The 14,663-nt window shown below is 73.4% G+C and carries 9 protein-coding genes; 2 read left to right on the top strand and 7 right to left on the bottom strand.

Translation table 11 applies throughout. The features are described 5' to 3' along the window. Window positions 1-3: 3 nt before the first annotated feature. The 3 genes from ACZ573_RS13270 to ACZ573_RS13260 form a co-directional block, all read right to left on the bottom strand. On the bottom strand, window positions 4-939 hold the full coding sequence (locus ACZ573_RS13270; protein ID WP_471302981.1) for a protein kinase family protein: 936 nt from the start codon (window positions 937-939) through the stop codon (window positions 4-6). 106 nt (window positions 940-1,045) lie between these two features. After that, complete coding sequence (locus ACZ573_RS13265; RefSeq protein WP_471302979.1) at window positions 1,046-3,175, bottom strand: protein kinase domain-containing protein; 2,130 nt, start codon at window positions 3,173-3,175, stop codon at window positions 1,046-1,048. 5 nt (window positions 3,176-3,180) lie between these two features. Then, the gene (locus ACZ573_RS13260; protein ID WP_189739073.1) at window positions 3,181-3,639 is read right to left on the bottom strand and encodes an Lrp/AsnC family transcriptional regulator; all 459 of its coding nucleotides are present in this window, start codon (window positions 3,637-3,639) and stop codon (window positions 3,181-3,183) included. A gap of 151 nt (window positions 3,640-3,790) precedes the next feature. Here ACZ573_RS13260 and ACZ573_RS13255 point away from each other — a divergent pair, with 151 nt between their 5' ends. Beyond that, window positions 3,791-4,792, top strand: a complete 1,002-nt coding sequence (locus ACZ573_RS13255) for an asparaginase (protein WP_471303321.1) — start codon at window positions 3,791-3,793, stop codon at window positions 4,790-4,792. 65 nt (window positions 4,793-4,857) lie between these two features. Continuing rightward, entirely contained in the window at window positions 4,858-8,148 is a 3,291-nt protein-coding gene (locus ACZ573_RS13250) for an NACHT domain-containing protein (protein ID WP_471302977.1), read from the top strand. Between the two features lie 32 nt (window positions 8,149-8,180). Here the strand turns inward: ACZ573_RS13250 and meaB are convergent, their stop codons facing one another. Genes meaB through ACZ573_RS13230 form a run of 4 tightly spaced genes read right to left on the bottom strand, consistent with a single transcriptional unit; the run spans window position 8,181 to window position 14,454 of the window. Beyond that, window positions 8,181-9,170 (bottom strand): methylmalonyl Co-A mutase-associated GTPase MeaB, encoded by a 990-nt coding sequence (gene meaB, locus ACZ573_RS13245; RefSeq protein ID WP_471302975.1) that lies wholly within the window; start codon window positions 9,168-9,170, stop codon window positions 8,181-8,183. 10 nt (window positions 9,171-9,180) lie between these two features. Beyond that, window positions 9,181-11,367 (bottom strand): methylmalonyl-CoA mutase, encoded by a 2,187-nt coding sequence (gene scpA, locus ACZ573_RS13240; protein ID WP_471302973.1) that lies wholly within the window; start codon window positions 11,365-11,367, stop codon window positions 9,181-9,183. Next, window positions 11,364-13,229, bottom strand: a complete 1,866-nt coding sequence (locus ACZ573_RS13235; RefSeq protein WP_471302970.1) for a methylmalonyl-CoA mutase family protein — start codon at window positions 13,227-13,229, stop codon at window positions 11,364-11,366. The genes scpA and ACZ573_RS13235 overlap by 4 nt, the downstream gene beginning before the upstream one ends. Next, window positions 13,213-14,454: an ROK family protein gene (locus tag ACZ573_RS13230; RefSeq protein ID WP_471303319.1), complete on the bottom strand. Its 1,242-nt coding sequence runs from the start codon at window positions 14,452-14,454 to the stop codon at window positions 13,213-13,215. The genes ACZ573_RS13235 and ACZ573_RS13230 overlap by 17 nt, the downstream gene beginning before the upstream one ends. Window positions 14,455-14,663 lie beyond the last annotated feature (209 nt).

Raw genomic sequence — 14,663 nt, 5'->3', positions numbered from 1 at the left:
CGGTCAGTGCACCTTCTGGGCCATGGCGAACGGCTGTTGCGCGGACGGGAGTTCAGCGGCGAGCAGCGCGGCGGACTGGGCGGCGAGCGCGGCGACGACCCGGCCCGGCAGCGGTACGGCTCCGTGGTCGAGGACCGTTGCGGCCCCCGCGTACGGGTCCTCGGACGGGGAGGGTCCCGCCCCGGGGGCCACGAGTTCGCCCAGGACCTCCCGCGCGGACCGCGGCCGGACCGCCGGGTCGGACGACAGGCAGGAGCCGACCAGGGTCCGCAGCCCCGGCGGCAGTTCGCCCTGCTCGGGCACGGTGTGACCGGTCGAGGCGTAGGCCAGGACGGCCCCCAGCGCGAAAACGTCCCCGAGCGGCTCCGGGCGGCCCCCCGACGCCTGCTCCACGGCGACACAGCCCGGATCGAGCCCGGGCAGACCCGTCCGCGGCGTCCCGTCGGGAGCTGCGGCCCGTACGGCGCCGAAGCAGGTCAGCAGCGGTCCGCCCGGGGTGACCAGCACGGCGGCCGGCGACAGCCCCGCGTGCGTCAGCCCCTGGGCGTGTACGGCCGCCAGCCCCTCGGCGAGCGCGGCGCCGAGCCTGCGGACGGTGTCCTCGGGCAGCGGCCCCCCGTACGCGGCGAGCACGGCCGGCAGCGGCAGCGCGGGCGTGTACGGGGCCGCGTACCAGGGGAAGCCGGCCGTGCCGCCCACCTCCGCGAGCCGGAGGAACCGGGGCGCGGACAGCCGCCGGGCGCCCTCGGCCTCGATCGCCCACCGGGACGGATCGGCGCCGGCCCGGGGCACGCAGACGAGGACCGTGCGCTGCCCGTCGGCCGTGCGCCCGAGGTAGCGGCGTTCGGGAACGGTGCGCTCGGCGGACTCGGAGTCGAGCCGGGCCAGGATCACGTACGGCCCGACGTGCGAGGGGTCGTCGTGACGAAGGCGTTCCATGTGCGCTCTCCCGGGTCGGTTGATCGGCCCCGAGCCTAAGCGGTGCCTGCAGGGGCGGCTGAACCGGGCGGGAACCGCGTGCGGGGGAACGGGCCGGGAGCGCGACTCACCTCTCGAGGGTGGGCATGGCCGTGAGCTTCCCGTCGTTGACGAGGAAGACGCGGTTCCCCGCGCCGGACATGCCCCAGGGCCCCCGCGATTGGGGTGACCAGGTCCAGTACCGCCGGCCGCTCACCATGTTGTGGGCCGAGACGCCCTGACCGTCCCCCTGCACGACCCACAGCGTGCCGGCCTCCACGTGCGGGGGAGTGTGCGGCACCGGGCCCTTCGCGCTGCGGTCCAGCGCAAGTGCCCCGCCGAGCTCGGTGTACACCTGGCTCAGCGCCGTACCGTCCATCGCGAACACCCGCTCGCCCCACGCGGCCGCCGGACCCCAGCCGCCGGCCCCCGTCTGCGGGGCTTCGCTGGCCTCGGTCTCCTTGTCCTTCCACACCGTGGCGCCCGTCCTGATGTCCAGGGCCGTCAGGCTCCGGCCGCCGAGGTAGACGACGTCCTTCACGACGAGCGGCCGCAGGGCGGACCTCGCCTGGCCGCCGAGCCGCCAGGCCGTCGCTCCGGAAGCGGTGTCGACGGCGACGACATCGCCGTCGGCGCCGAAGACGACGAGCCGGCCGCTTGCGACCGCGGCCCGCGGCCCGGGGGCCTTCACGGCCGCCTCGGGAAGCGGCACCGTCCAGCGGACCTTGCGCCCGGCGGTGTCCACGGCGCGCAGCTTCCCGCCGCGCGTCACCAGGTAGACCGCCGACGCGTCCGCGGCCAGGATGCGGCCGGTGTCGGCGTCCCCCACCGACCACACCTGCCTGCTGGTGGAGCCCTCGAAGCCGAGCAGCGCCCCACCGGATCCCGCGGTCGCGAACCGGTTGTCCGGGAGTCCGACGAGGCCGGCGGCCGGCCGGACGCCGGGCAGCCGCCACTTCTCCTTGCCGTCGGTCGTCAGGCGCGCCGCGAGGCCGCCGCCCGCGGCCGCGAAGACGACCACGTCGAGGACCGGCAGCGGGTCGGTGACCACGCCGTCGACGGGTCCCGCCGCCACGGGCAGCGGACCCCACAGCTCGCCGGGAGGCGTCCCGTGCTTGCCGACGTTGATCGACAGCGGCTCGGCGTCCCTGGCCGGTCCGGCCGCGGGGATCTTGCGCGGCTCCTCGCGCAGCATCCACCAGGCGCCCCCGGCCCCGCCCGAGGCAGCCAGGACGCCCCCCGCCGCGAGCGCGGTGTGCAGCAGCCGCCTGCGGGAGGGCCCGCTCCCGGAGGCCTGCCCGACGACCGTGGCCTGACGGTCGGCCTCGGCTCCCCGGCGCTCGATGTCCTGGGCCAGCGGCCCCGTGCGCCAGACCCGGTCGGCGCCCGGCGGCGGGGCGAACGCGCCCGCGATCTCCTCGGGTGCCGGGCGGTGCGCGGGGTCCTTGGCGAGGCAGGGCGCGATCAGCTGCCGCAGCTCGGGCGGTACGGAGTCCAGCCGCGGCTCCCCGTGCACCACCTCGTACTGCACGGCGGCCACGTGCGTACCGTCGAAGGTGCGCTGCCCGGTGGCCGCGTACGCCAGCACCGCGCCGAGCGAGAAGACGTCCGCGGCCGGACCGACGCGCCGGCCGAGCACCTGCTCCGGAGCGCCGTACCCGGGGGTGACCGGCACCTGGCCGGTGGTGGTGAGCGTCAGCCCGTGTTCGGGGCGCGCGATGCCGAAGTCGATGACGCGCGGCCCCGCGGAGGTGAGCACGATGTTGGCCGGCTTGAGGTCGCGGTGCACCAGCCCGGCCGCGTGGATGTCCCGCAGGGTGGCGGCGAGGGAGGCGGCGAGGGCGCGTACGCCGTGGGCGCCGAACGGCCCGTACCGGTGCACGGCGTCGTCGAGGGTGGGACCGGACAGGAACTCGGTGGCGATCCAGGGCCGGCTGCCGGTGTCCTCGGCCCGCGCGTCGAGGACCCGGGCGACGCCGCCGCTGGTGACCGCCCGGGCGGTGTGCGCCTCGCGCAGGAAGCGCTGGGCGAGGTGCGGGTCGTGCGCGAGCTCGGGCAGCAGCACCTTGACGGCCGCCGTCCGGCCGCTGTCGTCCCGGCCGAAGTACACCTTGCCCATGCCGCCTTCGCCGAGGACGCCGAGGACGCGGTACGGGCCGAGCCGGACCGGGTCACCGGTACCGAGGGGTTTCATGACGTACTGCTTCCTGTCGTTCACGGGTGTCAGCGGAAGTCGACGGGCAGGCCGTTCGGTTCCTTGATGCGCTTCATGATGATCTGTGAGTTGACCTCGGTGATACCGGTGAGGGCCGTCAGCTTCTCGATCCACAGGCGCTCGTAGGCCCGCAGGTCGGCGACGGCGATGCGCAGCAGGCAGCCGGGGCTGCCGAAGAGGCGGTAGGCCTCGATGACGTCCGGGATGTCCTGGAGGGCCGCCTCGAAGGCTTCGACCGCCTCCCGGTCGCGCCGCACCTCGACCGAGACGAGCACCTCGAAGCCGCGGTCCACCGCCTCGGGGGAGATCACGGCGCGGTAGCCCTGGATCACCCCGTCCTGTTCGAGCTGGCGCACCCGGCGCATGCAGGGGGAGGGGGTCAGTCCCACGCGCTGGGCGAGTTCCTGGTTGCTCAGGCGGCCGTCGGCCTGGAGCTCGCGCAAGATATCTCGGTCAATGGCGTCCATGACGCAATTATCACCCAGCGCTTACGCACGGGCCTGAGGGAAAACGCAATCACATTGCGCGTAGATCGCTCTATCATTGCTGCTTTGAGTACATATGTACGAGTGACGTATGAGTGACACGAGTGACACGAGTGAAGGGCGGCCACGGCCGATGGGACGGATCGTCGTGATCAGCACCGGCGGGACGATAGCCAGCCGCTGGCAGGGTTCCGGCTTCGCAGCGGACGCCGACGGGAACGAGGTGATCGCCACCGCACCACTTCCCGAGGGCATCACCGTCGAACTGGTCGACCTGTTCAGCGTGAACAGCCCGCGACTCACCACCGCACACCAGCTCACCCTGCTCCGCACCGTGCATGAGGTGCTCGCCGACCCCGGCGTGGACGGCATCGTCGTCACGCACGGCACCGACACCCTGGAGGAGTCGGCGTTCCTCCTCGACCTCCACCACCACGACCCGCGCCCCGTGGTCTTCACCGGCTCGCAGCGCCCCATGGGCACCGCCGACGGGGACGGCCCGGGGAACCTCTACGACGCCCTGCTCACCGCCGCGAACACGCGCGGGCTCGGCGTACTGATCGCCTTCGCCGGACGGGTGCACGCCGCCCGCGGCACCGTGAAGACCCAGGCCGTGGAGCTGGACGCGTTCGCCGACCCCTCGAAGGAACTCTTCGGGAAGATCGGCTTCGGCAAGGTCACCATCCTGCGCACCCCGCAGCGCCCGGCGCCGCTCCCGCTGCCCGCGATGCCGGAACTCCCGCCGCGCGTGGACGTGGTGGTGCACCACACCGACGGTGACCCGGCCTTGCTGAACGCCGCCGTGGAGGCCGGCGCGCGCGGCATCGTCCTCGTCGGGACCGGCGCGGGCAACGCCACCCCGGAGATCGTGGAGGCCGTCCGCGCCGCCGTCGGCCGCGGGGTCCTGGTCGCGCTGACCACCCGCGTCATGGCCGGACCGGTCACCGAGATCTACACCCACGGCGGCGCGGTGGACCTGGTCGCCGCCGGCGCCGTCCCGACCGGCACCCTGCGCGCCGGCCAGGCCCGCATCGCGGTCCTGTCCGCCCTCCTCGCCACGGACAACAAGGTCGAGCAGGCCCGCATCCTGCGCGAGGCGCTGGGCGCACCCGGCTCGGTCCTCGTCGGGGCATAACCCTCCGGGGCAGCGTGTGCGGCCGCTACGATCCGGGTAACGGTCGCTACGCTGCGGGGGGTTGCATGGAGCCCGGGACCATCGGCGTCCGGCTGGCCTCGGCGGCCATCGGGCCCCTCGTCAGGAAGCTGTTCGTCAGCGAGGGCGGCGGGGCGGGCCTCGTCGGCCGGCCGATCCGCATCTCGGGCCACGTGTCCTTCACGGGCGAGAAGCGCTCGCTCACCGAAGCCGACCTCGGGACGCTCGCCGCCAAGCTGGTGAAACAGGCCCTGCGCACGGGCGAGCGCCCGATCGCCGCCGACGAACAGCAGGCGGTCACCGACGCCCTCGCGCGGACCCTGCGGGGCCTCGGCGAGCTGACGATGACCGACCTGGACGCCGTCCGCCTCGGCTCAACGGCCTTCGCCCGCGAGCTGCGCGCCGCGAGCGGCCGCCCCGAGCGGGAACTCGGCTCCGACGCCGCGTACTTCTACGAGCGGCTCGTCGACGCCGCCTGCCTGCACATCCTGCAGTTCTTCACGCAGCGCTCGACGTTCGTGGCCCACGCCCTGGTGGAGCAGACCCGCGGGATCGCCGAACTGACGGCCAAGGTCGACGAACTGATCCGCCGCGATCCGCTGCCCGGAGCCGAGGACGCCGCGTTCGAGCAGCTGTACCTCCCGTACGTGCAGAAGAAGCACGGCAAGCTGACCATCTACGGGATCGACCTCAGCAACTCGCCCACGCGGTGGCCGCTGGACGCGGCGTACCTGAGCCTGGAGGCGACGCCGGTGACGTGGCACCGGTGGCTGAACGACCGCGGCCCGGACGCCGCTCACCTGCCCGCCGATCAGGCCCTGGCAGGCGGCTCCCGCGTCCTCCTGCGCGGCGGTGCGCGCGCCGGACGGACCGCACTCCTGCAGTGGCTCGCCGCCGCCCCCCGGCACGCCCTGCCCGCGGATCAGGCCCTGGCCGGCAGCCACCGCGTCCTCCTGCGCGGGGAGGCCGGTTCCGGCAAGACCACCCTGGTGCAGTGGCTGGCTGTCACCGCCGCCTGCCGGAACCTCTCCCCGCAGATGGAGTACCTCTACGACCGCATCCCCTTCGTCCTGCCGCTGCGCACCTTGACCCGTCACGGCGAGCGGCTGCCCGCCCCCCGCGACTTCCTGACCGCCGTGGGCTGTCCGCTCGGGTCCTCCCAGCCCGACGGCTGGGCCCACCGCGTCCTCATGACGGGTCGGGGCCTCGTCCTCGTCGACGGCATCGACGAGATCCCCGATGCGGAACGGGAGCGCACCCGCGGCTGGCTACGGGACCTGATGGACACCTACGACGGGGACAACCGGTGGCTCGTGACCTCGCGCCCCTCCGCCGTGGGGGCCGAGTGGCTCGCCGAGGAGGACTTCACCGAACTGACGCTGTCCCCCATGACTCCGCCGGACATCGCCACCTTCATCCAGCGGTGGTACGCCACGGCGCGTGACGGCGGCGCGCAGGACGCGGACCTCCGCGCGTACGAGTCCCAGCTGCTCAACGCGGTGCGGACCAGAGCGGACCTCGGCCGCCTGGCCACCACCCCCCTGATGTGCGGACTGCTCTGCGCCCTCCACCGGGACCGGCGCGGCTACCTCCCGCACGGCCGCAAGGACCTCTACGAGGCCGCGCTCTCCATGCTGCTGGGCCGCCGCGACCGGGAGCGGGACCTCAAGGGCCCGGATCTGCGGGAGGAGCCCCAGCTCGACCTGTTGCAAAGGCTCGCGTACTGGCTCGCCAAGAACGGTCGTACGGCGATGGACCGTTCCCGCGCCGAGGACGTCATCGCCAGGGCACTGCCCTCCGTCCCGGAGGCGGCCGCCCTGGGCGGAGCACCCGAGGTCTTCGAGTACCTCCTCCGGCGCAGCGGACTCCTGCGGCAACCGGCGCCGGGCACGGTGGACTTCATCCACCGCACCTTCCAGGACTTCCTCGGTGCGCGGGCCGCGGTGGAGGAGGGCGACTTCGGCATGCTCATCTCCCACGCCGACGACGACCAGTGGGAGGACGTCATCGGGATGGCGGTTGCCCTCGCCCGCCCCGCCGAGCGCGTCACACTGCTGCGCGACCTCCTCGACCGGGGAGACGCCTCCACCGACCAGCGCGCCCGGGCCCGGGTCCACCTGCTCGCCGCCGCCTGCCTGGAGGAGATCGGCAGCCTCGACCCCGCCACGCGGGCGGCCGTGGACGAACGCGCCGCCACCCTCGTCCCGCCGGCGGACGAGACCCAGGCACGCGCCCTCGCGGAGGTCGGCCGGCTGGTGCTGGCCCTCCTTCCCGGCCCCGAGGAGCTCGACCACGAGAGCGCGTACCACGTGGTGGTCGCGGCCTCGCACGTGAAATCGGATGCCGCGATGCCCTTCCTCGCACGGTTCGCCACGCACCCCCGGCTCCGGATCCGTTCGGAGCTCCTGTGGGCCTGGTCGCGCTTCGAATGCGGGACCTATGCCGAGGAGGTGATCGCACACCTGGATCCGGCCGGTCTCCTCTACCTCGTCCGCTCCGATGCCCAACTGCACGAGCTGGACCGTCTGGACTCCCCGCCGCACCGCTTGGACGTCAGGCACCGCGTGTCCCTCGACGCACTGTCCTGCTACGTGCGACGGCACGGTCTGACGGATCTCGCGCTCACGCACGACCGGGTGTCGGATCTGGACTTCCTGCGCGGACAGTCCGCCCTGGAAGCCGTCGACATCAAGGGCTGCCCGCAGCTGACGGACATCTCCGGGCTCGGCGGCCTGCCGGTCAGGAGGCTGGCCATCGAGAGTGCCGGGCGGGACCTCGACCTGAGTCCGGTGGCACAGCTCGGGCAACTGACATCCTTCAGCATCCACGCGGAAACCGGCACGAGCTGGTCCGCACAGGTCCTGCCCGCCCGTGCCCCCTTGCGCGAGCTGGTCGTGTGCTGCGAGATGAATTCCCTCCACGGGCTCGAAGGCCTCGGCGGGTTCCCCGGGCTGACGACGCTCGTACTCACCGGGGCATCCGCTCCTGCCTCGGAAGCCGACTGGCAGGAGGTCCGGGCGCTGAACGCCCTCGCCCACCTCAAGGTGTCCACCAGCTCGTTCGCGACCCTCCCGGCGGACGCGAGGCTGACTTGCGTCACCGGTCTGACCCTTCTCGGAGATGAGGAAGAGGTCATACGGTCGGCGATCCGCCGACTGCCCGCAGCGTTCCCCCGACTGAAGCAGTTGCTCCTCTTCGACATGACCTCGAAGGGGAATCTGGACATCGCGCCGCTCGCAAAACTGCCCGGACTCCAGGCGGTCCGCATCTTCGCCGGTACCGGCACCATCAGCGGCGCCGACCTGCTGCCGCCGTCGGTGTGGCTGCGGTACGACTGACCGGACGGCGCCCACCGGGCGCCGTCCCGCCGTCAGTTCCCCGTGTTCCCGAACGCCGTCAGGATGCGGTCCGCCGCCGACGTCGGGGTCATCGTGCCCGCCCGGACCGCGGACTCCAGGCCCGGCGCGAGGTCCCGTACCGCCGGGTCCGCGCGCAGGCGTTCCAGCAGTTCGTCGCGGACCATCGACCAGGTCCACTCCACCTGCTGCGCCGCCCGCTTCGCCGCCAGCCGGCCCCCCGCGTCCAGCAGGGTCCGGTGCTGCTCCAGCCGGCTCCACACCTCGTCCAGCCCGGTCGACTCCCGGGCGCTGCACGTCAGGACCGGCGGCGTCCAGGCCGCGTCCACCGGGTGCATCAGCCGCAGCGCGCCCGACAGTTCCCGGGCCGCGGCCTTCGCGTCCCGCTCGTGCGGGCCGTCCGCCTTGTTCACCGCCAGGACGTCGGCCAGCTCCAGGACGCCCTTCTTGATGCCCTGCAGCTGGTCGCCCGTACGGGCCAGGGACAGCAGCAGGAAGGAGTCGACCATCCCCGCCACCGTGGTCTCCGACTGGCCCACGCCGACCGTCTCGACGAGGACCACGTCGTAGCCCGCCGCCTCCATCACGATCATCGACTCGCGGGTGGCCTTGGCGACCCCGCCCAGCGTGCCCGCCGAGGGGGACGGCCGGACGAACGCCGCCGGATCCACCGACAGCCGCTCCATCCGGGTCTTGTCACCCAGGATGGAGCCGCCCGTACGCGTCGACGACGGGTCCACCGCGAGGACCGCCACCCGGTGGCCCAGTCCCGTCAGCATCGTGCCGAACGCGTCGATGAAGGTGGACTTGCCCACCCCCGGCACGCCGCTGATGCCGATCCGGCGGGCCCGCCCCGCGTGCGGCAGCAGCTCCGTCAACAGGCCCTGCGCCAGCACCCGGTGAGCCGGCAGGGTGGACTCGACGAGGGTGATCGCGCGGGCGATGAACGCGCGCTTCCCGTCGAGCACCCCCTTGGCGTAGGCCTCGATGTCGATCTTCGGCACCGGCGGCCGCCTACAGCTCGTGGCCCAGGTCCGCGGCCAGCCGCGTCACCAGGTCGTGGGCCGCGTCCGGGATCACCGTGCCCGGCGGGAAGACCGCCGTCGCGCCCATCTCCAGCAGCGTCGGGACATCCGCCGGCGGGATCACCCCACCCACGACGATCATGATGTCCTCGCGGCCCTCCTCCGCCAGCTGCTCGCGCAGCGCCGGTACGAGGGTCAGGTGGCCGGCCGCCAGCGACGACACGCCCACCACGTGGACGTCCGCCTCGACGGCCTGGCGGGCCACCTCCGCCGGGGTCTGGAACAGCGGGCCGACGTCCACGTCGAAGCCCAGGTCGGCGAAGGCGGTCGCGATCACCTTCTGGCCGCGGTCGTGCCCGTCCTGGCCCATCTTGGCGACCAGGATGCGCGGACGCCGGCCCTCCGCCTCCTCGAACCGGTCGACGAGCGCACGGGTGCGCTCCACGGACGGGGACTCGCCTGCCTCGGTGCGGTACACACCCGAGATCGTACGGATCTGGCTCGCGTGCCGCCCGTACACCTTCTCCAGTGCGTCCGAGATCTCACCGACGGTGGCCTTGGCGCGCGCCGCGTCCACCGCCAGGGCCAGCAGGTTGCCGTCGCCGCGCTCGGCCGCGTTCGTCAGCGCCCGCAGGGTGTCCTGCGTGACCGCCTCGTCGCGCTCCTCGCGCAGCCGCCGCAGCTTGGCGATCTGCTGCGAACGCACCGAGGAGTTGTCGACCTTCAGGACGTCGATCGCCTCGTCGCTGGCCACGCGGTACTTGTTGACGCCGATCACCGGCTGCCGGCCCGAGTCGATCCGCGCCTGCGTGCGCGCCGCGGCCTCCTCCACGCGCAGCTTCGGGATGCCCGCGTCGATGGCCTGCGCCATGCCGCCGGCCGCCTCGACCTCCTCGATGTGCTGCCAGGCCCGCCGGGCCAGGTCGTACGTCAGCTTCTCGACGTACGCGCTGCCGCCCCACGGGTCGATCGACCGGCAGGTCCCCGACTCCTGCTGCAGCAGCAGCTGGGTGTTGCGGGCGATGCGCGCCGAGAAGTCCGTCGGCAGCGCGAGGGCCTCGTCGAGGGCGTTGGTGTGCAGCGACTGGGTGTGGCCCTGGGTCGCGGCCATCGCCTCGATGCAGGTGCGCGTCACGTTGTTGAAGACGTCCTGCGCGGTCAGCGACCAGCCCGAGGTCTGCGAATGCGTGCGCAGCGAGAGCGACTTGGCGTTCTTCGGGTCGAACTGCTTGACCAGGCGCGCCCACAGCAGCCGGGCCGCGCGCAGCTTCGCGACCTCCATGAAGAAGTTCATGCCGATCGCCCAGAAGAACGACAGGCGCGGCGCGAACGCGTCCACGTCCAGCCCGACGGCCTGCCCGGCCCGCAGGTACTCCACGCCGTCGGCGAGGGTGTACGCCAGCTCCAGGTCGGCCGTGGCCCCGGCCTCCTGGATGTGGTAGCCGGAGATGGAGATCGAGTTGTACCGAGGCATCTTCTGCGAGGTGAACGCGAAGATGTCGGAGATGATCCGCATCGAGGGCCGCGGCGGATAGATGTAGGTGTTGCGGACCATGAACTCCTTGAGGATGTCGTTCTGGATGGTCCCGGCGAGCTTGTCGGGGGAGACGCCCTGCTCCTCCGCCGCCACGATGTAGAGCGCGAGGACCGGCAGCACCGCGCCGTTCATCGTCATCGACACCGACATCTTGTCCAGCGGGATCCCGTCGAACAGCTGCCGCATGTCGTAGATCGAGTCGATCGCCACGCCCGCCATGCCGACATCGCCCGTCACGCGCGGGTGGTCGCTGTCGTAGCCGCGGTGCGTCGGCAGGTCGAAGGCCACCGACAGGCCCTTCTGGCCGGACGCCAGGTTGCGCCGGTAGAAGGCGTTCGACTCCTCGGCCGTGGAGAAGCCGGCGTACTGCCGGATCGTCCAGGGCTGGTTGACGTACATCGTCGGGTACGGGCCGCGCAGGTACGGGGCCACGCCCGGGTACGTCCGCAGGAAGTCCAGGCCCTCCAGGTCACGCCCGGTGTACAGCGGCTTGACACCGATGCCCTCGGGCGTTTCCCACAGCAGGTCGGCGGCCGCGGTGCCGGTGGACTCCTTCACCGCGGAGCGCCACTGCTCCTCGGACACCCCTGCGACGGCTGTGGGGTCGAGCGCCAGCTCGGAGAAATCGGGGATGCTCAAGACGGCACTCCCATCCGGTCGAGTACGGAGGACAGCACGGCGACGGCGTCACAGCCGGCGAAGACGTACTCGTCCACGGAAGCCTCGGCGGTGCCCGGCCTACCGGCGAGGAAGACGGTCGTGGCGCCCGCCGCGCGCAGGGCCTCGGACACCGCCGCGGCCTGCTCGTCGTACAGCGCGTCGCTGGAGCAGAGCACGGCCATGCCGTCGGCGCCGCTCGCGGCGTACGCCTCGGCGGCCGTCGCCGGGTCCACCGACACGGGATCGTGCACGGGCTCGATACCGCCCGCCTGGAACAGGTTCGAGGCGAAGGTGGCGCGCGCGGTGTGCGCGGCCGCCGGGCCCAGCGCGGCGAGGAAGATCCTCGGCCGGGCGCCGGTCGCCGCCAGGTGCGCGTCACTGCGGGCGCGCAGGGCCTCGTACGCCTCGTCGCGCCGTACGCGCGGCAGTCCGCCCGAGGGCGCGGCGGGCGCGGGCTCGCGTACGACGGGCTTCTCCGAGAGCAGCGGGAACTCGCTGACGCCGGTGATCGGTTCGCGGCGCCTGGCCAGCTTCTTGGAGCGCGCGGCCCAGGTGGCGGCGAGCCGCTCGGCGACCAGCCCGGAGCGCAGGGCGGCCGCCTGGCCGCCGGCCTTCTCCACGGTCTGGAAGAACTCCCAGGCCGCGTGGGCGAGTTCGTCGGTGAGGCGCTCCACGTAGTAGGAGCCCCCGGCCGGGTCGATCACCCGGGCCAGGTGCGACTCCTCCAGCAGGATCGTGGAGGTGTTGCGGGAGATCCGGCGCGCGAAGGCGTCCGGCAGACCCAGCTCGCTGTCGAAGGGGAGCACGGTCACCGCGTCCGCGCCGCCCACACCCGCGGCCATGCAGGCCACGGTGGTGCGCAGCATGTTCACCCAGGGGTCGCGTCGGGTCATCATCACCGGCGAGGTCACCGCGTGCTGGAGCTGGGCACCCGCCTCCGGGGCCCCCGAGGCCTCGGCGATACGGGCCCACAGCCGGCGCGCGGCGCGCAGCTTGGCGATGGTCAGGAATTGGTCCGCGGTGGCGGCGTAGCGGAACTCCAGCTGTCCGAGCGCAACTTCGGTGCTCAGCCCGGCCTCGGTGAGGGCGCGCAGGTAGGCGACACCGGTGGCCAGGGACAGGCCCAGCTCCTCGGCGGCGCTGCCGCCGGCCTCGTGGTACGGCAGCGCGTCCACGGTCAGGGCGCGCACCCCGGGCCAGCCCGCGGCGGCCTCCCGGGCCAGCTCGACGGCGTCGGCCACGTCCAGTGCCTCACCCGTGCGGGCCTCGTGGCCCAGCGGGTCGGCGCCCAGCGAGGCCCGAGCGGCCTCGGGGGCCACCGCGCTCCCGGTGAACAGGCGCAGCAACGCGCGCGCGGCCTCCGCGTAGTGGGCTCCGGCGTCCAGGGTGATGGGGGCGAGATCCAGGTAGACCCCGTCCAGCGCCCGGGCGAGGCCCTCGACCGGGAGACCGCCCCGGCCCACGGTGAGCCAGAGGGAGGTGACCCCGTTCTCCAGATCGGCGAGGGCCGCCTCGTTCACGCGTACCGGATCGGTGCCCGCGAGGCGCTGGCGCACGTCCCAGCCGTTCGCGGTGGTGCCTTCCGGCCTGCCCCCGCGGACGAACGGGGCGAAGCCGGGGAAACCGGTGTCGGGAGCCGCCCCGTCGGGCGGCGCGGTGTACAGCGGGCGCGTGGTGAGCCCGTCCTCGATTGGGGTGGACAACGCGTCTTCTGCGGCCTCGCCGGAGACTTCCTTGCCCGACTTGCGCAGTACGCCTTCTACAAGGCGCTGCCACTGCTCATGCGTCGCGTCAGGGAACTCGGCGGCCAGGGAGAGCCCGTCGTCAGGCAGGACCGTCATGGCTCGAATGTAGGGGAGCGCGCTCAGGTGGCACCATACCGGTGGGTGTGATCTCGCCCTCTCGGGCCGTGCCGAAGGGGTCCTGGAACACCCGGCTGAGCAGCACGGTTGCCGCCGCCTCCGGGAGTACGGCAGGACCCGCGTGCGGCACCACGATCCGCTCCGGATCGTCGCAGACGTGCGAGAGCTCCATCGCGGCGGCCCGGATCTCCTGCAGATATCCCTCGTCGAGGACGCTCGCCAGCTCGGTCACGACCATGACCGCCGGATTGAAGACATCCAACAGAAGAGCCGCCGCGCGGCCCACCGCGCGGGCGCGCTCGCGCAGCAGCCGGTCGGCGCGCGGATCGCCGGTGGCGGCCGCGTCCACCAGCAGGTTCACCGAAGGGTCCGGCACGATGCCCCGGCGCACGGCCTCGGCGCCCAGCGCGGTGTCGGACGCCGTCGCCTCCAGGCAGCCGGTACGCCCGCACGCGCACGGGACCTGCGAGCGGGGCACCGGCAGATGGGCCACGTCGCCGGCCGCCGCGCCCGGACCCTGGTGCACGGTTCCCTCGATCCCGAAGGCGGCGTCGACGACCCGGCCGATGAACAGGTGCACCAGGCTCCGGCGGGCCTCGGGCCGGCCGAAGAGGATCTCGGCCCGCGCGACGGCCCGCGCGTGGTTGTCGATCCACACCGGCAGCCCGAGCGCGGCCGACAGCTCGGCGGCGAGCGGCTTGCGGCTCCAGCCGAGCGCGGGGTGCCGTACGACCGTCCCCTCGTCCGGGCCGACCCAGCCGCCCAGGGCCGCGCCGATCCCGAGGAGCGGCCGCCCGGAGTCGTACGCGCCGAGGAAGCGGCGCAGTTCGGAGGCGATCGCGGCGGACAGCCCGTCCGGCGGGAGCCCCTCGTGCGGGAAGGCCCGCCGGGCGAGCAGTTGCCCCCGGAGGTCGACGAGGCTGAAGGTCGAATGCGGCACCCCGATGTGCAGCCCGGCGGCGACCGGCCCGCCGACGGCCCCGGTGTGCAGGTCCAGCGGGATCCGTGGCCGCCCCACCCCGCCGCCGGGTCCGGGCAGCTCGCGCAGCAGCCCGCCGCGGAGCAGCCCGGTGGTCTGCCGGGACACGGCGGCGGGACTCAGCCCGCACAGCGGGGCGATCGCGCTGCGCGCGACCGGCCCGTGGTCGAGCACCGTCCGCAGCACGGTGGCGGCATTGGCTGCGGTCCGGCTGTCACCGGCCATACGCGTCACGCGGTCTCCTCGGGGGAAGGGGCTGTCCCCCGATCATGCCGGGTCACCTGCGGGGGCTGGGGGTGTCCTGGCTGTCTCCGCCGGATCGCGCCGGACGGGCCCGGGAGTCCTGCCCAGTCCGTTCCACGGACGGACAACCAGACCCAGTTGGGTTGGGGGGACCCCCCCAATTGCTTCCAGACTCATCCCTCCCTCCCGGG

Source organism: Streptomyces sp. NPDC040545 (assembly GCF_055595065.1).
Note: the sequence above shows the minus strand (reverse complement) of the source record. Positions and strands in the feature narration are given on the sequence as shown.

Bases quoted from the DNA above. Each gene is read 5' to 3' on its own strand.
- ACZ573_RS13255 (WP_471303321.1), top strand. From the start codon at position 3,791: ATGGGACGGATCGTCGTGATCAGCACCGGCGGGACGATAGCCAGCCGC.
- ACZ573_RS13230 (WP_471303319.1), bottom strand. From the start codon at position 14,454: ATGGCCGGTGACAGCCGGACCGCAGCCAATGCCGCCACCGTGCTGCGG.
- ACZ573_RS13260 (WP_189739073.1), bottom strand. From the start codon at position 3,639: ATGGACGCCATTGACCGAGATATCTTGCGCGAGCTCCAGGCCGACGGC.
- ACZ573_RS13250 (WP_471302977.1), top strand. From the start codon at position 4,858: ATGGAGCCCGGGACCATCGGCGTCCGGCTGGCCTCGGCGGCCATCGGG.
- ACZ573_RS13235 (WP_471302970.1), bottom strand. From the start codon at position 13,229: ATGACGGTCCTGCCTGACGACGGGCTCTCCCTGGCCGCCGAGTTCCCT.
- ACZ573_RS13270 (WP_471302981.1), bottom strand. From the start codon at position 939: ATGGAACGCCTTCGTCACGACGACCCCTCGCACGTCGGGCCGTACGTG.